The organism is Thermococcus barophilus MP, from assembly GCF_000151105.2.
Classification (GTDB): domain Archaea; phylum Methanobacteriota_B; class Thermococci; order Thermococcales; family Thermococcaceae; genus Thermococcus_B; species Thermococcus_B barophilus.
The window spans coordinates 287,725-306,059 of sequence record NC_014804.1 but is presented as its reverse complement, the minus strand read 5'-3'; the positions used below and the strand labels follow the sequence as shown (position 1 = coordinate 306,059).

The 18,335-nt window shown below is 42.5% G+C and carries 25 protein-coding genes; 4 read left to right on the top strand and 21 right to left on the bottom strand.

Going from position 1 to position 18,335, the window contains the following annotated elements; all coding sequences use genetic code 11:
• Positions 1-30 precede the first annotated feature (30 nt).
• The 5 genes from TERMP_RS01850 to TERMP_RS01830 form a co-directional block, all read right to left on the bottom strand.
• Positions 31-585 (bottom strand): hypothetical protein, encoded by a 555-nt coding sequence (locus TERMP_RS01850; RefSeq protein ID WP_013466642.1) that lies wholly within the window; start codon positions 583-585, stop codon positions 31-33.
• Positions 585-1,202 carry a hypothetical protein gene (locus tag TERMP_RS01845; protein ID WP_013466641.1) on the bottom strand — a complete coding sequence of 206 codons (618 nt, stop codon included), beginning with the start codon at positions 1,200-1,202 and terminating at the stop codon, positions 585-587. The genes TERMP_RS01850 and TERMP_RS01845 overlap by 1 nt, the downstream gene beginning before the upstream one ends.
• Positions 1,195-1,797, bottom strand: coding sequence for a hypothetical protein (locus TERMP_RS01840; RefSeq protein ID WP_013466640.1), 603 nt, complete (start codon positions 1,795-1,797; stop codon positions 1,195-1,197). The genes TERMP_RS01845 and TERMP_RS01840 overlap by 8 nt, the downstream gene beginning before the upstream one ends.
• Before the next feature lie 11 nt (positions 1,798-1,808).
• Positions 1,809-2,504, bottom strand: coding sequence for an RAD55 family ATPase (locus TERMP_RS01835; protein WP_013466639.1), 696 nt, complete (start codon positions 2,502-2,504; stop codon positions 1,809-1,811).
• Between the two features lie 190 nt (positions 2,505-2,694).
• Positions 2,695-3,225 carry a GNAT family N-acetyltransferase gene (locus tag TERMP_RS01830; RefSeq protein WP_013466638.1) on the bottom strand — a complete coding sequence of 177 codons (531 nt, stop codon included), beginning with the start codon at positions 3,223-3,225 and terminating at the stop codon, positions 2,695-2,697.
• A 60-nt stretch (positions 3,226-3,285) separates the two neighbouring features.
• Between TERMP_RS01830 and TERMP_RS01825 the strand changes: the two genes are divergently transcribed.
• The gene (locus TERMP_RS01825; protein ID WP_048159889.1) at positions 3,286-3,762 is read left to right on the top strand and encodes a ferritin-like domain-containing protein; all 477 of its coding nucleotides are present in this window, start codon (positions 3,286-3,288) and stop codon (positions 3,760-3,762) included.
• Here TERMP_RS01825 and TERMP_RS01820 read toward each other — a convergent pair.
• A complete protein-coding gene (locus TERMP_RS01820) occupies positions 3,759-4,136 on the bottom strand; it encodes a Fur family transcriptional regulator (protein WP_013466636.1) in 378 nt (125 codons plus the stop codon). The two genes, TERMP_RS01825 and TERMP_RS01820, sit on opposite strands and share 4 nt — an antisense overlap.
• Positions 4,137-4,240: 104 nt before the next feature.
• On the opposite strand from TERMP_RS01820, the gene dps reads away from it, so the two are divergent.
• Positions 4,241-4,792, top strand: a complete 552-nt coding sequence (dps, locus tag TERMP_RS01815; protein WP_013466635.1) for a DNA protection during starvation protein — start codon at positions 4,241-4,243, stop codon at positions 4,790-4,792.
• Positions 4,793-4,834: 42 nt separating this feature from the next.
• Positions 4,835-5,137: a ferritin family protein gene (locus TERMP_RS01810; protein WP_013466634.1), complete on the top strand. Its 303-nt coding sequence runs from the start codon at positions 4,835-4,837 to the stop codon at positions 5,135-5,137.
• A 47-nt stretch (positions 5,138-5,184) separates the two neighbouring features.
• Here TERMP_RS01810 and TERMP_RS01805 read toward each other — a convergent pair whose 3' ends face one another.
• From TERMP_RS01805 to TERMP_RS01750, 12 genes are all read right to left on the bottom strand, one after another.
• Complete coding sequence (locus TERMP_RS01805) at positions 5,185-5,709, bottom strand: ferritin family protein (RefSeq protein WP_013466633.1); 525 nt, start codon at positions 5,707-5,709, stop codon at positions 5,185-5,187.
• Between the two features lie 3 nt (positions 5,710-5,712).
• Positions 5,713-6,018 carry an iron-sulfur cluster assembly protein gene (locus tag TERMP_RS01800; protein ID WP_308735121.1) on the bottom strand — a complete coding sequence of 102 codons (306 nt, stop codon included), beginning with the start codon at positions 6,016-6,018 and terminating at the stop codon, positions 5,713-5,715.
• 45 nt (positions 6,019-6,063) lie between these two features.
• A complete protein-coding gene (locus TERMP_RS01795) occupies positions 6,064-6,417 on the bottom strand; it encodes an iron-sulfur cluster assembly protein (RefSeq protein ID WP_013466631.1) in 354 nt (117 codons plus the stop codon).
• 76 nt (positions 6,418-6,493) lie between these two features.
• On the bottom strand, positions 6,494-6,841 hold the full coding sequence (locus TERMP_RS01790; protein WP_013466630.1) for a class II SORL domain-containing protein: 348 nt from the start codon (positions 6,839-6,841) through the stop codon (positions 6,494-6,496).
• Positions 6,842-6,851: 10 nt separating this feature from the next.
• Entirely contained in the window at positions 6,852-7,013 is a 162-nt protein-coding gene (gene rd / locus TERMP_RS01785) for a rubredoxin (RefSeq protein WP_013466629.1), read from the bottom strand.
• Between the two features lie 82 nt (positions 7,014-7,095).
• The gene (locus tag TERMP_RS01780; RefSeq protein WP_013466628.1) at positions 7,096-7,611 is read right to left on the bottom strand and encodes a rubrerythrin family protein; all 516 of its coding nucleotides are present in this window, start codon (positions 7,609-7,611) and stop codon (positions 7,096-7,098) included.
• 86 nt (positions 7,612-7,697) lie between these two features.
• Positions 7,698-8,795 carry an NAD(P)/FAD-dependent oxidoreductase gene (locus TERMP_RS01775; RefSeq protein WP_013466627.1) on the bottom strand — a complete coding sequence of 366 codons (1,098 nt, stop codon included), beginning with the start codon at positions 8,793-8,795 and terminating at the stop codon, positions 7,698-7,700.
• A gap of 9 nt (positions 8,796-8,804) precedes the next feature.
• Positions 8,805-9,356, bottom strand: a complete 552-nt coding sequence (locus tag TERMP_RS01770; protein ID WP_237702843.1) for a ferritin-like domain-containing protein — start codon at positions 9,354-9,356, stop codon at positions 8,805-8,807.
• A gap of 132 nt (positions 9,357-9,488) precedes the next feature.
• A complete protein-coding gene (locus tag TERMP_RS01765) occupies positions 9,489-10,721 on the bottom strand; it encodes an FprA family A-type flavoprotein (protein WP_013466625.1) in 1,233 nt (410 codons plus the stop codon).
• A gap of 45 nt (positions 10,722-10,766) precedes the next feature.
• Complete coding sequence (locus TERMP_RS01760; RefSeq protein ID WP_013466624.1) at positions 10,767-11,270, bottom strand: peroxiredoxin; 504 nt, start codon at positions 11,268-11,270, stop codon at positions 10,767-10,769.
• A 297-nt stretch (positions 11,271-11,567) separates the two neighbouring features.
• The gene (locus TERMP_RS01755; RefSeq protein ID WP_013466623.1) at positions 11,568-12,443 is read right to left on the bottom strand and encodes a thiamine pyrophosphate-dependent enzyme; all 876 of its coding nucleotides are present in this window, start codon (positions 12,441-12,443) and stop codon (positions 11,568-11,570) included.
• Positions 12,440-14,152 (bottom strand): 2-oxoacid:acceptor oxidoreductase subunit alpha, encoded by a 1,713-nt coding sequence (locus tag TERMP_RS01750; RefSeq protein WP_013466622.1) that lies wholly within the window; start codon positions 14,150-14,152, stop codon positions 12,440-12,442. The genes TERMP_RS01755 and TERMP_RS01750 overlap by 4 nt, the downstream gene beginning before the upstream one ends.
• Positions 14,153-14,406: 254 nt before the next feature.
• Here TERMP_RS01750 and TERMP_RS01745 point away from each other — a divergent pair, with 254 nt between their 5' ends.
• Positions 14,407-14,931 (top strand): ferritin-like domain-containing protein, encoded by a 525-nt coding sequence (locus TERMP_RS01745; RefSeq protein ID WP_013466621.1) that lies wholly within the window; start codon positions 14,407-14,409, stop codon positions 14,929-14,931.
• 62 nt (positions 14,932-14,993) lie between these two features.
• On the opposite strand, the gene TERMP_RS01740 is transcribed toward TERMP_RS01745, so the two are convergent.
• The 3 genes from TERMP_RS01740 to TERMP_RS01730 form a co-directional block, all read right to left on the bottom strand.
• Positions 14,994-15,671 (bottom strand): peroxiredoxin, encoded by a 678-nt coding sequence (locus tag TERMP_RS01740; RefSeq protein WP_013466620.1) that lies wholly within the window; start codon positions 15,669-15,671, stop codon positions 14,994-14,996.
• Between the two features lie 161 nt (positions 15,672-15,832).
• The gene (locus tag TERMP_RS01735) at positions 15,833-17,740 is read right to left on the bottom strand and encodes a molybdopterin-dependent oxidoreductase (protein WP_048159714.1); all 1,908 of its coding nucleotides are present in this window, start codon (positions 17,738-17,740) and stop codon (positions 15,833-15,835) included.
• 6 nt (positions 17,741-17,746) lie between these two features.
• Positions 17,747-18,319 (bottom strand): DNA replication complex subunit Gins51, encoded by a 573-nt coding sequence (locus TERMP_RS01730; protein ID WP_013466618.1) that lies wholly within the window; start codon positions 18,317-18,319, stop codon positions 17,747-17,749.
• Between the last annotated feature and the right edge of the window lie 16 nt (positions 18,320-18,335).

The following is an 18,335-nucleotide window of genomic DNA, read 5'->3' as shown; positions in this document are numbered from 1 at the left end:
CCTTTGAGATAATAAACTTAACGTTTCAAATTACATTATCCCATGCATTATCTCCATCACAGCAAGCATGAATATGAAGATGCCCCCGTAGTATAGGAAAAGGCTCAACATAAAAAGAGCTGAAGCAAATGCTATCGCCCCAGCAAAGAGGAAAATGGATGAGATTAGGAATACATCCCTGTGCTCCCATCTGACAACTTCAACCGCTTTTCCCATCCTCAGGGAGATAAAGGCAAAAGCCGTTAGCGTGCCGATATGGAAATAAGCCAGATTTTTATTCAGCGCAAACCCGAGCACACCAGCAAAGCCTCCAATTATCAGGGTGTAAAAACTAATCCGTGAGTTTTTATTTACTGCGATGAACCTCTCCACAACCCAGAGGAGGAGCAATGCACCGATAAACTCAAGAATCGTTGAGTCCATGCCAAAAAGATAATCCAGAATAGGCTCTGATAGGAAGAACGCCCCTATAGCGAGCGCGAGGTGAGATTTGTACATTAAAGGGAACCTTTTGGAGAAATATAGGGAAATAACGGAGAATCCAATCACTATCTCAACAACCTCCCTTATTATGGGGCAGATCACTACAGCCACCTCCTGAGATGTTCATAGGTAATAACCGCCGAGAAGAACCACAGGAGGAGTGCTGTGAAGTATATGAGATATATCAGGTAGTAGTTGCATGAACCAATGTATCTAATAGCCAGATGGTACAGCCATGCATATACAACAAGAAGCCACAGAGATACATCAAGCAGGATTTTCAACAATGGATCAGCAAGTTTTATTGACCTCAAAGACTGAACCAGCAAAAGGAGAGAGAGAATGCCAGTCGTCTTGAGAACTGCTATGCCGTGAAGTCCCATAAAGTGTCCGAAGGCACTTGAAAGAAGCACCAGCACAACCTGTGTCACGTTTATCTTAGAGAACTTTATAAGCCTGTACCTAAACAGCGGATGAATTATCAAAAATGCTCCTATAATACCTGCAAAAATAGCAAACACGCTTTTTAGAGAATTTCCAGCAAGACCCATAACAACGGATGCCAAAACAACAAGAAGGGAACCGATCATCTGGACAAAAACAACCCGTTTACCTTTTTCCATATACTGCCCAAGCATCTTGAATACCATTCCAGTGTAGAAAACGCTGAGTATCAATATTAGGCTTACCAAACCCCTAATTAGGAGATACTCATCCAAGAGGCTCACCTATGGTGATCTTTCCATCCTTAATTATCAGCTCATAAAACCCCGAAGATCCCTTAGGCGATTTTTTAACGCGTATCCCCCTTATGACCCTAAACTTTTCAAGCTCTTCAGCAATTTCAATCACATGGGTTGACACATTTTCAAACATTGCAAGGGTTCTTTCATCTACAAGCCTCTTGTCAAGTATTGCAATGAGCACAAGCTTGTTGTCGTGGGTTATTGATGACACCTCAGAAAAGAACTTATAGACCGTTTCCTGCGGATGGAAAACAAGCAAAGGCTGGAGGAAGAAAAGTCCAACGAGGTAGCCGCTCAAAATCTGCCTCAGCTTATAGGTTATCTTGAAGAGCTCTTGAGGGGCAAAGTCCTCTCCAAACACTATGTATTTCATATTTTTGAGCTCGGGGATCTTCTCAAACTCTTCTTTAAGCCTCTTTGTTACAAATGCAATGCTTTTGTCACTGTTTTCTTTGAGCGCTTCTACCACTATCTCCTCCCCAAGATTTCCGAGTGTCTCGATAAGCACAACACTTCCCTCAGGAATTTCCCCAAGTAGTTCATCAAGCTTGGGGATGCCAAACTTCATTCAAACCACTCTCACATGATCGTCTCTTCGCTGTACACCTCAATCCCGTTGCCGGTTATCTTGTAGGGTCTTATGGTTTCATCAAAGTCGCTTCCCCTGAACTTAACCACCTTAATGCCCCTGACAGTTTTTCCTCCGACTTCAAATGTTCTCAGCTCTATGACACCACTGACAAGATAGTCCTCAATCCCCATTTCATAGATCTCAGAGGTTATCAGCAGGGTTACGTTGTACTTGGCAATCTCCTTTAAAAACCCAAGAAAAGTCCTTCTATACTCAAGCTCATCCTTCATCGTCAGCTTAATCATCGTGATGGGATCAATAACAACCCTCGTGAATTCCTCCCCTTCAAGCCTCTCTTTTATGGCTCTTATAAGCTCATTAAAGCCTTTTGCAAATTCCTCATAGTGCATTCCCTCGAAGAAGCTCCTCTTCTCCTTCACAGGGGTGGCATCGATGCCTACAAAGAGGGGATTGTCAACATCAAAGCCCATCTCTCTCATATCCTCTTTCAAAATGTCAATCGGCTCTTCAAGGGTTATATAAAGTACTTTCTCTCCCCTCTTAACTCCCTCCATGAGGAAGTGAATACAGAGAGTTGTCTTTCCACTCCCGGGACCGCCTTTAACAAGATAAGCCCTTCCAGGTATAAGCCCACCATTAAGCATTTTATCAAGACCTTTCACTCCAGTAGAGATGCGAGTCATGTTATTCCCTCCTATCTACATCCGTTTTTCCTTTTTGACTTATATAAACTTTATGCGGCATAGAATGAAAAATTATTCTTTACAGTTGGGGATACTTTCAAAGGAATTACGGGAGAAATAAGGCATTTTTGCTGGATATATAGTCCACAACATGCCATAAAAGTGAAAACAACAAAACAGTTCTTAAACTTCAGGAGGTGGGCAATTTTAAAACCACGAACTCCTTGTAGTCCATAACCTTAACAAAGCCCTTCCTGAGATAGTAAGAATATGCTTCCAAGTGCGGGAATGTAATTATATAAACATCTTTTCCAAGCTCCTTCAGCCTCTCAACAGCGAACTCTAAAAGCTTTGATCCGTATCCCTTGCCCCTATATTCCGGATCGACCATGAAGAACTCTATCAAGCCTGTTTCTTCGCTTTTTATATCCTCAGGTACCCACCACACATCTTTGCCTTTAAGATTGTATACAAGTGCAACTGTGCCGACTATCTTTTCCCCTTCCTTGAGAATGTAAAGCTCATCAAACTCTTTTTCAAGCCTGAATTCAAGAAAAGGTTCATAAACCTTCTTAAAACCTTTAAAATCATCTTGACTCGGCTTTTTTTCCACCCACTCAAGTGCCGGATAGGCACCATTTGTTCCCCTATAAACCCTAAAGACGAACTCCAAAAGCTTGTCCTTAAGTTCCACAGGATTTTGAACCTTTACAATCTCCATTTTCTTCACCAAAACAATTAATAGCCCAAGACCCTAATAAATTTTGGTGGTGTTATGAAAATTAATGAGTTGCAGGCACTGGCATCTGCACTGGAAATTGAAAAGGCAGAGCTCAGATTTTACATCCAAATGGCAACAAAAGCAAAAAATGAAAAAGCTAAGAACATGTTCCTTTTTCTGGCAAGGGAAGAGGCAGAGCATTGGGACATATTTGAGGAGAATCTGATCCGGAAGGTTGCAGAAACAGGAGAAATACCAGCTGCCATAAGGGAAATTGTAGAAGAGCTGACTCCAAAGTATGAAGGAACATTGAGTGAGATTAAAGCAGTTGAGCTTGGAATGCAACAGGAGAAGGCAACTTGGGAATTTTATGAAAAAGCAGCTGAAGAAGCTGAGGATAAGAAGGTAAGAGAACTTTTCCGCAGATTGGCAAAAATAGAAGAGGCACACTATGAACTGCTCAAAGCTCAATACGACTCGGTGATGAAGACCGGGATCTGGATGGACTACCAGGACTTCAGCCTTGAGGTGGATTAATCAAGGATAACGTTGACGAGCTTAACTTTTCTGCCCGTTTTCTCCCTTATTCTTTCAATTATCTCGGGGTCGTTGAAGTCAATGACTTTACCACCACTTATCAGGTTGATATGGGGTTCAGTGTTGAGCTCAACCCTCGTCTCTCCATCCAGAGAAAAGAGTTCGAGCAGGCCGAGCTCTTTCAAAGTAAGGACGTTGGAGTACAGAGTTGAGAAGCTCACGGTCGGAAATTCCTCCCTGATTTCATCGAGAACCTCTTTAAGAGACGGGTGTTCGCTCCCGATCCTATCGAGTATCTCCACCAATTTGAGCCTCTGAGGTGTGAGCTTGTAACCTTTTTCTTTGAGCCTTTTAAGGGCATTTTTCTTCCACATGGTTCAGATTATGCTGTGAAGTTTATAAGTTTTTCTAATTAGAATCAATTTCGAGATAGAAAGATTTATTAAGTAGAAATTCCAACAGTTTTCGGTGAAAACATGTGTCTGAACACAACCGAAGACTTGTTGAAAAAGCTGGAATAGACGTGGAAAAACTTTTGGATATGCTGCTGAAGGCTGCAGCCGCGGAGTTTACGACCTATTACTACTATACCGTCTTGAGGAACCATGCTGCTGGCATGGAAGGCGAGACGATAAAGGAGATAATCGAAGATGCACGCCTTGAGGACAGGAACCACTTTGAAGCTTTAGTCCCGAGGATATACGAGCTTGGCGGTGAGCTCCCGAGGGACATCGTTGACTTCTCCAAGATGGCCTGGTGCCGCGACGCTTACCTCCCCGAGGAGCCGACCGTTGAGAACATCCTTAAGGTCCTCCTTGAGGCAGAGCGCTGTGCCGTTGGAGTGTACACCGAGATATGCAAGTACACCTTTGGGAAAGACCCGAGGACGTACGACCTGGCTCTGGCAATACTCCATGAGGAGATCGAGCACGAGGCATGGTTTGAGGAACTCCTCACCGGCAAGCCGAGCGGCCACTTCAGGAGAACAAAACCCGGGGAGAGCCCCTTCGTCTCGAAGTTCCTGAGGTGAAAGGGTTATTAACCTCCGGACGTATTATCTTGTGGTGATACCATGCTCGCTGAAAAGCCCTATCTCCTGGGAAGAGAGAAGCCCCTCTCAAAGAGGGAAATAGCCCAAGCTTTGCGCTGGGCCATCGAGGCTGAGTTAGATGCGATAAGCTTCTACGAACAGCTGGCGGAGCTCATAGAGGACGAGAGGATAAAGCACATCTTCTACGACGTTGCCAACGAGGAGAAGGAGCACGTTGGGGAGTTCCTGGCGGCGCTCCTTGAAGTTGATGAGGAGCTCGTGAAGTACATGAAAGAAGGCTTCGAGGAAGTTGAGGAAGAGACCGGCATAAAGGTCGAACTGTGACCTCTTCATTCCTTTTTCTTGCTGTTTTCTGCTTTTAATTCTTTTTATCATGGACCAATATGCATCATCTGGCTGTACATGGACCAGTCTAAGAGGAGCTCGTATTCAGCTCTTAGTGCATAGTAATGGCTCTTCTCCATGTCACTTAAATATCTCATCAGTTTTTTCTTCTCTTCACCCTCAACAAGCTTTTCAAGCTCCTCATAGAATTGAGCCGCCATTTCCTCAGCTTTCATAGCCCACCTGATGAGATCTATTATATCCTTCACATCTTGGAGTTTCTTTGCAACTGGCTTCAGCTCAGGTCCTATGTGTTCTTTTGGAGTTTTAATCTCCTCTCCAGAAAACATTTCGGAATGTATCCTTCTAAGAAGCTCTTCATGCTTTCTTTCTTCTTCCGCAAGCCAGCTTATTTTCTCCTTTAAGGGTTTAATTTCAATATTGCTGGCAAGACTTTCATAGAACTCTCTTGCTCCAATTTCAGAAGTTATAGCCATCTCCAGCAGCTCCTTAAGAGAAAAGTTCTTAATTTTTTCAAAAGGATATCTTTCTTCAAACTCCTGCAAACTCATAAATTACCCCTCCTCAAGCAGCAGTCCAATTTCATTGTATACTTCCACCTTATTAAAGCCTTCCTGTTTTAACACATTGATTATATCCCTGAGAATTCTTCTCTGCACGTTTATTGCCATCATCTGACAGAAATGACACTCTGGAGTTGATCGAGCCATGAAGAGAAAAATCTGGGCTTTTTTGCCTTCAATCGTAACTCCATAAACAAGACCCTCATCAACTATATTTAGATCCGTTTCCGGGTCCCTGACTCTCTTTAGTATTTCAACAACGCGCTTAACATCCTCGGGTAGCTCCTTTCTCTTCACATCTCTTGTATCCTTTCGCTTTAAAAAGCCAAACAGCCGCATTACTTAGCCCTCTCTTAGATCCTCTGGCTTATATCTGCCTTTATTTTCAAATTTCCCTACTATTTTGTTTCCCAGATCGTAAACATAAACATTATCAAATTTAACAAGTGCAAAACGCTCCATTATGTCACCGATTATCTTTGAGTACGCTATTGGGGACTCCCCTATGATGTTGTACTCAGCGTGGCTTTCAAACCTGAGCCATATCTTCAAGGTATCTTTGGTAACCTCTAAGCCAGCAACGACACCAGAATCAAGTATGTCTCCACCAGTTACAGGATCAATGATTTTCTTAAGCTCCTCAAGAACCTCACGATATTCTGGAGGATACTCCCTGTCTGGACTGTAAATTTTCATTGCTCTTCACCAGTTTGTAGTTAGCCAATGAATTAAAAAACATTGCCTGGACAAAAATGGATAAAAGAGAGAAAAATCACTCAACGTCAACACTGTTTTCCCAGAGTCCGTGAATGTTGCAGTAGCTCAAAGCATAGAGCTTGCCCTTCTTGCTCGTTCTAATGTAGAACTTTGCCTTTGGCTCTGTTAGGGGATCCCCATGGTTTGTAAAGGCTACTCTACCAACCATAACTGGGAACTTCTCCCCCTCGGGGTGGAAGTAGAGCTCAATCCAAGCTATGTGGTGCTCCGGTGTATTGGGATGAGGAATTTCCTTTCCAACGCTAACCTCAATCTCAAGCAAATCTCCATCCTTCTTGTACTCTATAACCGGAACATGTTTTTCTCCCTTCCAGTCTCCAGAGGCTATAGTTTTGCTCAGCATCTCCATCACCTCATTCTATTTTCTCAAACATGTCTTTTCCGGCTCCGCAGAGGGGACAAACCCAGTCATCTGGGAGCTCTTCAAATTTTGTTCCCGGGGCTATACCGGCATCTGGATCTCCTTCCTCTTCATCATATATGTATCCACAGACTAAACACTTCCACTTTGCCATAATACATACCTCACTCTAATATTCTTAGGGCAGCCTTATAAAGTTTGCGTTTCAAACTTATAAAGTTGGAAAAAAGAAAGATTCATTCGAAGACAACAAACTTCTCTTTTGGAACACCGCAGACAGGACACTTCTCCGGGGCTTCATCAACCGCCGTATAACCACAGACAGGGCATATGTAAACCTTCTTAATCTCTATATCTTTCTTCTCTTTTGCAAGCTCCTTGGCTTTTCTGTATAGCTCAGCATGTATTTTCTCCGCCTCTAAGGCATATGTGGTGCTCCTAACAGCTTCGTTCTCTCCTTGTAATTCCGCGACAGCTTTGTATGCTGGGTACATTTCCTCAACTTCGAAAGTTTCCCCATCTATTGCCACTTGCAGGTTCTCCACGGTGTCTTTCACTCCTCCAAGGGCTTTAAGATGGTTCCTTGCATGAACCAGTTCGGCAAATGCAATGGCTCTAAAAAGCTTTGCGATGTTTGGGAATCCCTCTTTTTCGGCAACCTCCGCAAAAATCATGTACCTCATGTGTGCCTGGCTTTCACCCGCATAGGCTTCGCTCAAAAACTTCTTTGTCATTTCCCTTTTCACAACCATGTCATTCCCCCCATCGAATTGTTTCAGTATATTTTTCGAATGTGAAATATAAAAGGCTTTCTCAACCTATTAAGTTGCTATAACCTTCACAGGAGGTCATTATACTCTGCCCCACTCTTGATGAGTTTCTCAAGCTTCGTAGCGGATCTTAAGTCGTCAAGAACTACTGCCCCAATGATTTTCTCTCGATGATCAATGAAGAGTTTGATGTTTTCATCTATCCATCTGCCATAACCACCAATCTTACCAATGATTGCCACGGAAAAGCCGGCAAGCTTGAAAATTGAGGAACGAAATTCAAAGTCATACTTGTCATCTCTTCCACGAAGCAGGTTTGCCAGAACCTTTGCATGTTCCATGGAAGCTCTGGCAGTTCCGCAAATTATGCCGTTGTACTCTGCACAGTCCCCTATTGCATAGATGTCTTTTGCGGATGTTCTGAATCTATCATCTATCAGAATACCCCTTCCAGCGTGTATTCCACTCCTCACTGCAATTTCTCTATTTGGTATTATACCAAAAGCACACACTTTGAGCTTCCCTTCTACGTATCCTCTATCTGTAAGGATTCCACGCTCGTCAGCCTTTACCAAATTCGTGTTGAGATAAAACTCAACCCCCACATCTTCAAGCCTTTTTTTCAATATTCTGCTCAGCTCTTCATCGAGACCAAGGAGGGTATTCCTCCTGTGAATGAGCTTTACATCATAACCTGCTTTCGCAAGATTTCCAGCAAGCTCAAGTGCTATAAATCCTCCCCCCAGAATTACTGCATCTCCTTCTCGCTCAAGGATCTCTTTTATTGCCCTTGCATCTTCAAGTGTTCTCAATACATTTAAGTGCTCCCTGCCTTCTACCATGGGCTCCCTTGCCCTTGCTCCCGTTGCAAGAACAAGAATGTCATAGTCAAGTTCTCCCTCTGAGGTCATCACCCTTTTCCTTGCCCTGTCTATCACCTTGGCGTCAGCTCCCAGCTTCAGCTCTATGCTCTTCTTTTCATACCAGTCAAAAGAATAGGGAAAGAGCGACTTTTCATCAACAAAACCAGCTATGTAATGACTCAGCATGGGCTTGCTGTAATATGGTATGTTTTCTCTGTCGATTATTGTAATATCGAAGTCATTAGACAGCTCTTTTGCCAGCGTGACTCCGGCAATGCCGTTTCCGACTATTAAAAGTTTCATAAAAGTCCCTCATGGCTGGGTTCTGGGTTTGTAGTATATCTCAACTTGATTGAATATCACATGGGGAGGTGCTTCAACGTATTCAGGTTTTCCCCTCATTAATCCCTCAAGATACTCCTCATGAGCTTCAATAGCCCTATAATGAGCCCTCTCCTGTGCAGCCAAGAAATCAAAAAGAATCCTATGCTCGGGAAGTTTTTTGGCTAAAAGGGTATAAACCCTTTCAGCGGTCTTCTCGTTCATAAGGGCAGTCTTTAGAGCCTCCACAAGGTTTCCCAGAGTTACAATATTGACTGTGCTTTCCGCAAATGGGACATCTTCCGGAACTGTATACTCTCTGCTTCCGAAAAGGTTCTCATGCAGGTTTAGAAGGAGTGTTTTATGTGCTTGCTCAGCCTTTGCGAGATCTTTAAAGAATTCAGCTATTAGCTCCCCTCTTCCTTCGGAAAGCTTAAGGTAGAACTGTATTGCGTCCTCCTCAGATGCAATCGCGTATCCCAAAATTTCCCTTTCAGACAGTTTTTCCAACTTCTTAACAATCTCCTCTTCCATCGGTATCATCTCACTAATATCTTCACTTAGCTTCTATTTAAGGGTATCCAAGCAATGATACCAAATAAAGCTTTAATCCAAAAGCGAGTAGTGGGGAACCTTAGACATGGGATCCAAGAAATTTAAAAGTTGAAGATAAAATCATTTCCCGAGCTTCTGGATGAGCTTCCTGACGCTCTCCCTTATCCTCTCTTCGTCTTCCTCAGTGGCGTTTCCTCTGGCTTCGATTGTGTCAACATGGTCAAATTTGCTCCTCATTATCATGGTCTCGATTTCCCTTCCAGCAACTCCAGCCCAGCCGTAGGCACCAAGGATTAACACAGGTTTCTCATAGTTTGCCTTATCAACTATTTCGTAGAGGACATACCTAACCCGTGGATGGATGTTCGCTTCATATGTTGATGCCCCAATTATAAGTGCCTCGCTGTCTGGAACCTCACCAAGGATATCACTAACTGCTGGAGCTTCTTTATCAGTGAACCGATATACAACTGGGATGTAACCATGTTTTTTCAGTTCATCTAAGGCTATCTCAATAGCTTTTTCAACAAAGCCATACATTGAGTCATATATCACAAGTACTTTGCCTCTCTTTGGAACTCCAGCTCCAACTGCTTCATAATGCTCAAAAATCCTCTTTGGATTCTTCCGCCAGATCAAGCCATGACCTGGCAGAATCATTTTTGTTTTTTCGATTATGCCAAGCTTTTTGAGCTTTTCAATATTCTGAACTATGTACTTGTGATAATGACCTATGACGGTGACTATGTACTTGGTGACATAAGGTAGGTACTCTTGAACAACTTCCTCATCACTGTCATCTATGGTCTTTGGAATAGAATACCCACCGCCAGCATCACAGCTGAACATTAAACCTTCCTCAACTATGTAAGTTATCATTGTGTCGGGCCAATGAAGCCATGGAACTGTGATAAAGCGGAAGGTTTTTCCACCTATTTTCATTTCTTCGCCATCTTTAATTGTGTAAAAGTTCTCAACAGCTTTTGACCCATAGAAAGCCTCAAGAAGTCTTTTTGCAAAGCTTGTTCCTATAATCTGAGCCCTATAGCAATTGAGCCTAAGCACTTCAGAAAGAGCACCGCTGTGATCAGGCTCAGTGTGGTGAACTACTATATGCGTTATCTCCTTGGGATCAACAAGTTTTGAAAGCGCCTCAATAAATTCTTTTGTATAGTCCTTCTTCCAGGCATCAAACAGCACAACAGCATTTTCAAGCTTCAAAAGATAGGCATTGTATGTTATCCCCTCAGGAATTTCCCAGGTTGCTTCAAAGTATTTTATTTGGTTGTCGTCAACTCTAAGCAGATAAAGCTCGGGTTTATCAAGAATCTTTTCAATCCAGACCTTTGGCATTCCCCGTCACCTCATTTTTCATTCAAGATCTTGCATTTAAAAATATCATTTCTCAAGGAACTTTAATATCTCCTCAATGTCAGGCAACTCCCTGATAGGGTATACCTTGACGAACACTACCTTCCCCTCTTCGTCCACTATTATATTTGCTCTCTCAGAAAAGCCATTGCTCTCTCTAAAGACTCCGTAAAGCTTAGCAACTTTCCCATGAGGCCAGAAGTCCGATAAAATCCTCAGTTTTCTTAGTCCCAAGTGATCAGCCCATGCTTTCTTACATGGAACTGAATCAACACTTATTCCTACTGGGACCACATTTAGCTCTTCAAAACGCCTGTAATTTCTCTCTAAGTCTTTCATCTGCTGAGCACAGATGCTCGTCCATGCAAGGGGGTGAAAGGAAAGCAGAACTTTCTTTCCCCTATAGTCTGATAGCTTAAATTCTTCTCCATTTTGATCCTTTAAACTAAAATCTGGAGCAGTGTCACCAACTTTTACCTTCCGAAAGTCTCGCCCTTCAGGGCGGGGGTGTAATATTCTTGAGTCTGCCATTCAAATCACCGAAAGCCTTTTAAGTTTTGGAGTGGTAATGGACTCTGAAAGAGTCCTTGTCAGGACAGCCCTCTTGGAGGGCTTTCACCGTGCCCCTGAAACGGACGCCGGCAGGCGTCCTTCGAAAACTGCCCTCTTGGGCAGTTAGAGTTTGGGAGACGATAACCCCGATCCGCTCTGCGGTAGGGGTAATGGGCCTGAGACCGGGCCTGCGGGCTGAGCTGAAACCGGCAACGGGAGTAGGCTATGAACCCGCAAACCTCCCCGCCGTGAACCGGCAAGGAGGAGGTCAGCATTTCAAAACCTCCTCTTTAAATCCAAAATTCTTTTTATTTCTTCAACCTTCGGAACCCTCTTCCACAGCGGGGTTTTATCCCTTTTATATGCAGGGGACATTTCCTCAAACGTTGGTCTTTCATTTATATAAAAGATGCCCAGAGGTAAGAGATCTTTTTCAACTGCCCGCTTAAAAGCCTCCTCTCTATCATACGGATCATGATCTTTCATCCAGTATGTATGCTCTCTGTACCAAGTGTAGGTGTTTAATTTATTGAAGCTCACACATGGATGGAGTATATCAACTATGGCAAGACCTTTATGCTGAATTGCCTCCTTTATAATTTCCACGCTTTCCTTGAAGTACCCCATGAACGTTCTTGCAACAAACGAAGCATTGAGCGCCACAGCGAGGGCAATTGGGTTGAAGGGTTCTTCAAAAACACCCCAGGGCTGTGTCGGGGTTTTCATTCCGAGCATTGTAGTTGGGGATGCCTGCCCCTTTGTCAAACCATAAATCTGGTTGTCGTGTATGAGGACAGTTATGTTTGGGTTTCTTCTTATTGCATGAATCAAGTGGTTCCCGCCTTCAGCATACATATCTCCATCTCCGCCTTCAGCTATGACCGTAAGCTCGGGGTTTGATGCCTTAACTGCAGTTGCGATTGGGATTGCCCTTCCATGGAGGGTATGGTAGCCATGAACATTGATGTAGTGAGGCATCTTGGCTGCCTGCCCTATACCACTGATGATAACAACCTCCCAGGGATTTAGCCCAAGCTCAACAAAAGCTCTCTTCAGGATATTCCTAATTCCAAAGTTTCCACACCCGGGACACCACGCAACATCTTGACTCCCCGGTCTTTTAGGCTCAAAAATTTTTGGGTCTAAATTCATTTTAACACCCCCTTAAGGGCATCGCAGATTTCTTCAACAGAAAAGGGTCTTCCATCATACTTAAGGATCTTATAATCAACCTCAACACCGAGCTCTCTCTTCAGGAGCTGGGCAAACTGACCCGTTACATTACCTTCAATGTCAATAATCACTTTTCCATCAAACATTTCCCTGATATCCTCTCTGAGAGGATACACCCATGAGAAGTGCAGAAACGCAATATCATCTATATTAAGCTGCTCAAGTGCTTCCCTTATTACATGGAATGTTGATCCCCAGCCTATTACAAGATATCTGGCGTTTTCATCCCCGATAAGTTTTGGAAGTTTTGCGCTTTTCTTAATGGTTTCAAGCTTTCTTATGGCTCTCTTCTCCTGCATTATCCTTGAAAGTTCTTCATCCTCAGTTATATCTCCATACTCATCGTGCTCATTTCCATTGGCAACTACTACACCCTTTCCATATCCTGGAATAGCCCTTGGAGAAATACCATCCTCTGTAAGCTTGTACCTTTTGTAGTCTTCTTCTGCCTCCACCACATACTTTTCCACTTTAATTCTGTCAAATTCGATGTCGGGGATGTTGTAGTAAGTGTCCACAAGATACTCATCGGTCATTATTATAACGGGAACTTGATATTTATCGGCTAAGTTGAACGCTTCTGCCGTGAGGTAGAATGCCTCCTCAATGGTACCCGGTGCTAAGATGATTCTTGGAAATTCACCGTGACCTGCATGCAAAGCCAGATTGAGGTCGCCCTGCATTGTTCTTGTTGGCAGACCAGTGGCAGGGCCGGGTCTTTGGGCAAGATGAACAACTACGGGGTTCTCGGCCATGCCTGCTAAGCTTATTGCCTCCGTCATTAAAGCAAAGCCACCACCAGATGTTGTTACCATAGCCCTTGCTCCAGCAAACCATGCACCCAAAGCCATATTTATAGCAGAAATCTCATCTTCAACCTGCTCAACAATTATTTCAAAATCCTCTGCATGCTGCGCTAAGAAAACAGCTACTCCAGTTGAGGGTGACATTGGGTAGAAGCTGAGAAAGTTCATTCCCCCAGCTAAAGCTCCTAAAGCAACTGCCTCACTTCCGCTGAGAAGAATATCATCTTTGACGCTCTCATCTTTGGACACTTCAATTTCCACTTTTTTCTCCTCACACAGCTTTCTGCCCAGATTGTATCCTCTTATGGCTGCTTCAATATTCTTCTCAACAACTTCCTCCCCTTTGCCTCCAAATCTTTTTCTTAGATATTCCTCCAAAACTTTGATGTCAGCGTGGAAAAGGCCCGCTATTACACCCGCAGCAACAGTGTTTAGATAAAGAGAGCCTCCAACCTCCTTAGATATTTTGCTCAATGGAACCTCAATAAAGGTTACATTTTCTAAGAATTCCTCTTCAACGTTTTCTTTTTCACCAAGGACAACCGTATTCTTTGATATTCTCTTTTCAACCCATGGCAAAACCCCACGCTTAAAAGGTATTAAGATATCTATTCTTCTGACAAATGCCCTAACTTTTTCTGATGAAACCCTTATCTCCGTGGTGTTCACCCCTCCCCTTACTCGGGACATGTACTCTTTGTTTGCATAAACGTTGTAACCAGAGAGCTTTAGAACTCTGGTAAGGGTTTCTTCAACAGTCTGTATCCCCTGTCCAGCTGCACCACCCAAAACAATAGAAACATCCTTTATAAACTTCGGCATACTAAATCCCTCTCAAATAAGTTTGATTTTCGTATAGTTAAGTTTTCTCTATGGGGTATATATAGTTTTATTTTATCAATTTTTGAAAACGTTGCTGGACTGTTCTAACTTAGCAAATATATAGAGAATCCAAAAACTGCACAATGGTAAGTAACTTCTTGGATAATTTCCAGAGGTAAACTGCTGAAATCCTTAATAGTTTAAAGTAGAAACATTAATAACATCAAACAATAAAATTGAATGTGGTGATAGCTATGAAAATCACAGACAAGGAGGTTTTTGAGATAGCTGTTAACTCCGAAATAAGAACCAAGGAGATGTATGAAAAACTCGCTTCCTTAGTTAAAAGTGACCTCATAAAGGACGAACTCATGTTCTTAGCCAATGAAGAGGACAAGCATCGCAGAATAGTTGAAAAAATCAGAGAAAAATTAGGAAGTGAAGAAACAGAACCCAAAAAAATCGATATTGAAATTATAGACGAGTTTAAAGTCATTGCAGAAAAAATGGGCGATGCCATTCAAAAACAGGATACAGAGATCACTGAGGTTTACGAAATTGCTATGCAGGCTGAGCTTGTTAGTGAAAAACTCTACAAGGAGCTTGCCAGATATGCTGCCACCGAAAAAACCAAGCTTCTTCTTGAAATGCTTGCTGATATGGAGAAAAACCATTATAATATCCTCAAAAAACAGTACGAGTACATAACACGCTATCCGGAGATTTACAAGGAAGAATTCTACGACCAGCTTATGAAGGATATAAACTTCAATTTCTGATCATCTTTAGTTTTATTTCAAAATTATCCCAAGGTTAAGAGAAGAGAAAAGTCAGAGAAAAATCAATCAAGCTTCTTGTAGCAGAACCACCAGTCGTAACACTCGATTTCTCCCTTAGCCTTTGCTTCTTCTCTCTGCTTCTTTTCTTCAATTGTTGATGCCGGTGGGATGATTACCTTATCGCCGATAAGTTCGTTGTTTGGCCACTTGTGTGGAAGTGCTACGCCTTTCTCTGTGCTTATCTTGAGTGCCTTAACTAATCTGAGTATCTCATCCCAGTCCCTTCCAACTTCGGCTGGATAGTAGACAATTGCCCTTATGATTCCCTTGTCATCAACGATGAAGACTGCCCTTGCTGTAATTGTTGCACCGCTTGGTATCATGCCAAGCTTGTCAGCGAGCTCACCGCGGTCATCTGCAATAACCGGGAACTCAATCTCAACGCCAAGGTTTTCCTTTATCCACTCCATCCACTTGATGTGGCTGAAAACTTGGTCAACGCTGAGTCCAATGGGCTCAACACCAAGCTTTTTAAATTCATCAAGTCTTTTCTGCATTGCGTAGAATTCGGTTGTACACACTGGTGTAAAGTCGGCTGGGTGGCTAAATAATATGAACCACTTGCCCTTTTCCGCAAAGTAGTCTGGAAGTTTAATTACCCCATGGGTGGTCTTAACTTCAACTTCCGGAAACTTTTCCCCTATCACAACCATTTCAATCACCCTTGTTTGTTTTTTCATCATAACCTAAATGGTTCGAATATATAAATTTTTTGGTTTACCTAACATTATTAGCATGTTTAATATCCAAAGCAATCTTAAAGAGTTGAGATCCTGAACGAAAACTAAAACTATCAAGCTGAAATTCCAGCAGAAGAGTTAAAGGCGAGGACCTGTATTGCTTAAATTTTCCTTACATCTACCCAAGTTGAATGATACGCCGATGCATTTCCATATTTTTCAACAGTGCTGTCAGCAGTGAGTACATTGACGTTCCATCCAAGCTTTGAGATCCAAAAGGCTTTGTATAGGACAACAACTCCTTTAGGAACATCTTCAGTTAATTTTACTGCGGTTTTTATTCTTCCATATTCGTTGTAAACCTCCACCAAGTCACCATTTTTAATTCCTCTCTCCTCGGCATCTTTAGGATTCATGTACAAGTAGGGGTCTATAATTCCATAGGTGTTATGGTACTGACTTGTTATTGTCATTCTGTATGTTGGGCTGAGAAGCTGCAAAGGGTAATCTCTTTTGAGTGGCGTGTATTGTGGGAATGGCGAAAGCCCTCTCTTAACTGCTCTTTGAGAGTAGAACTCAATCTTTCCGCTTGGGGTGTAATATTTTCTTGGCTTTTCAGGTACTTTTAGAAATCCTTTCTTTCTAAGCTCTTCCCAGCTTAAATCATTTTGCTGAAGGATTTTTCTAATAATAGCCTCCTCAGTTTCGTAAAGATAGGGATTATCAATCCCAAGGGCTTTTGCCAGCATTACAGTCACTTCCCTGTTGCTCTTCCCATAAAGCCTTGTAACCGGCTCATTTAGTGCGACATAGCGGTGATAGTAGGAATCCGCTATATCCAAGCGCTCGAAAAATGTGTTTGCTGGCAGAACAACATCCGCAAAAAGAGCTGTATCCGTTAAAAAGATGTCATGAACAACAACAAAGATGTCACTCTCTTTTAATGCCTTCCTTAGGCGATTCTGATTTGGGAGAGAAGCCAAAGGGTTTGAGTTGTAGACGTAGAGAAACTTGATTTCCCCCATTTCAATATATTCCGCCAGCTTCATCTGTGGAATCCTTTTTACGGGCTTGGTTCTCAGAAAAGCACCTTCAGCATAACTCTTGTCAATGGTTTTCATATCATAGATGAAGCCAAACTCATGACCAACTAAAGCTGGCAAAAGAGAAATTGTCCTAACTGCTTCTCCCCCAGCCAAAGAACGCTGGAAGCCGTAGCCTATATGAATAACCCCTCTTTTTTCTGCGTATTCAAAAGCAAACTCTTCAATCTGCTCTTTCTCAACCCCAGTTTCCCTGCTGACAAAGTCCAGGTCAATCTTTTTTACATAATTCTTGAATTCATCAAATCCATAAACATTCTTTCTAATAAAGTCCACATCATACAGCTCATTCTCGATTATGATTCTCGCAATTCCCAAAGCAAAGAGAACATCTGTGTTGGGCTTTATTTGGAAGAATTTGTTGCTTCTTTTTGCAGTCTCCGTCTTTAAAACATCAACTGCCCAAATCTCCAAGCCATACTTTTTGGCAAGCATGAAACCGTGAAGATTCGTCCAAAAAGCATTTATTCCCCAATAAACAATTAGCTTTTGATTTTTCAGCTCTTCTGGGTCTAAGCCCACAGCTGTTCCATAGACATCTTTCAAAGCTTCCTGTCCAGCCCTATCACATATTCCGTAGTCCAAAAAGCTTGCATTCAAATAGTGGAAGAGCCTCATTGGAAAGTAGAAGTTAACAATGCCTCTATCACCAGCATAGTTGTAAACCAATATGCTTTCGCTTCCATATTTCTCTATTGTTTCTTTAATCTTATCCGCAACTAAGCTTATGGCTTCACTCCAAGTTGCTTCTCTGAATTTTCCTGCCCCTCTTTTGCCTTCTCTTATAAGAGGAACTCTTAATCGCTCTTCACCGTAGAACCACTTTGGCAGCAAAGCTCCTTTGGGGCATAAAAAGCCTTGAGTTATCGGATGTTTGGGATTTCCCCTAACAAAAAGTTTACCCCTCCTAATTTCACTTATGATCGAGCAGGTATCATAGCAATCTCTCATGCACACGGAAAACATTTTCCATCACGGGTTTATGTCTATAAGCTTCGCAGCGTCTCTCTCCACAAGGATTTTTCCAATGCTCTTTGGGAGTGTTACAAGGTCACCAGCCTTGAATGGTCCATACTCCCTGAGCTTTTCATCAAGAACTCTGGGGATATCGACTTTGATTAGATAAGCTTCCCAGATAGCACGTTTGCCAACAGGTACTTCAATCCCGCTCTTCTCTTCAAGGGTTTCTTTAAATTCCACATCCTCTGAGAGAGGCAGAGGTTCGCGGTTTATAAACGCCATAAGAATTGCAAATATCTTCTTTTCTTCACTTACCAAACTTTGAGGTCTTCCCTCAAAAGCCAAATCTACTATCTTGTGAAGCCTTATTTTGATTATTTCCTTCATTAAATGCTCTGCAATATTAAGTTCAGCCAGATAAAGCCTCTCTTCAACGGTTTCTCCCCTTTCCTTTGAACTCTCTGCTCTGAGCTTTAACGCCCGAACTAAGCTATCAAACTCCCTGTAGAATTCCTCATCAAGGGGAGAGAGATCATTTGATGAAAGCTCTCTTTCAAGGAGCTCCCTGAGTTTCACTATGTCCAAAGGAATCACCTACAAA

Coding starts and splice junctions, on each gene's coding strand:
- TERMP_RS01775 (WP_013466627.1), bottom strand. CDS start 8,795: ATGAAACTTTTAATAGTCGGAAACGGCATTGCCGGAGTCACGCTGGCA.
- TERMP_RS01740 (WP_013466620.1), bottom strand. CDS start 15,671: ATGAAAAAACAAACAAGGGTGATTGAAATGGTTGTGATAGGGGAAAAG.
- TERMP_RS01770 (WP_237702843.1), bottom strand. CDS start 9,356: ATGATACCGATGGAAGAGGAGATTGTTAAGAAGTTGGAAAAACTGTCT.
- TERMP_RS01820 (WP_013466636.1), bottom strand. CDS start 4,136: ATGTGGAAGAAAAATGCCCTTAAAAGGCTCAAAGAAAAAGGTTACAAG.
- TERMP_RS01810 (WP_013466634.1), top strand. CDS start 4,835: ATGCTCGCTGAAAAGCCCTATCTCCTGGGAAGAGAGAAGCCCCTCTCA.
- TERMP_RS01760 (WP_013466624.1), bottom strand. CDS start 11,270: ATGGCAGACTCAAGAATATTACACCCCCGCCCTGAAGGGCGAGACTTT.
- TERMP_RS01830 (WP_013466638.1), bottom strand. CDS start 3,225: ATGGAGATTGTAAAGGTTCAAAATCCTGTGGAACTTAAGGACAAGCTT.
- TERMP_RS01805 (WP_013466633.1), bottom strand. CDS start 5,709: ATGAGTTTGCAGGAGTTTGAAGAAAGATATCCTTTTGAAAAAATTAAG.
- rd (WP_013466629.1), bottom strand. CDS start 7,013: ATGGCAAAGTGGAAGTGTTTAGTCTGTGGATACATATATGATGAAGAG.
- TERMP_RS01835 (WP_013466639.1), bottom strand. CDS start 2,504: ATGACTCGCATCTCTACTGGAGTGAAAGGTCTTGATAAAATGCTTAAT.
- TERMP_RS01790 (WP_013466630.1), bottom strand. CDS start 6,841: ATGCTGAGCAAAACTATAGCCTCTGGAGACTGGAAGGGAGAAAAACAT.
- TERMP_RS01795 (WP_013466631.1), bottom strand. CDS start 6,417: ATGAAAATTTACAGTCCAGACAGGGAGTATCCTCCAGAATATCGTGAG.
- TERMP_RS01755 (WP_013466623.1), bottom strand. CDS start 12,443: ATGAATTTAGACCCAAAAATTTTTGAGCCTAAAAGACCGGGGAGTCAA.
- TERMP_RS01840 (WP_013466640.1), bottom strand. CDS start 1,797: ATGAAGTTTGGCATCCCCAAGCTTGATGAACTACTTGGGGAAATTCCT.
- TERMP_RS01750 (WP_013466622.1), bottom strand. CDS start 14,152: ATGCCGAAGTTTATAAAGGATGTTTCTATTGTTTTGGGTGGTGCAGCT.
- TERMP_RS01735 (WP_048159714.1), bottom strand. CDS start 17,740: ATGTTTTCCGTGTGCATGAGAGATTGCTATGATACCTGCTCGATCATA.
- TERMP_RS01780 (WP_013466628.1), bottom strand. CDS start 7,611: ATGGTTGTGAAAAGGGAAATGACAAAGAAGTTTTTGAGCGAAGCCTAT.
- TERMP_RS01745 (WP_013466621.1), top strand. CDS start 14,407: ATGAAAATCACAGACAAGGAGGTTTTTGAGATAGCTGTTAACTCCGAA.
- TERMP_RS01765 (WP_013466625.1), bottom strand. CDS start 10,721: ATGCCAAAGGTCTGGATTGAAAAGATTCTTGATAAACCCGAGCTTTAT.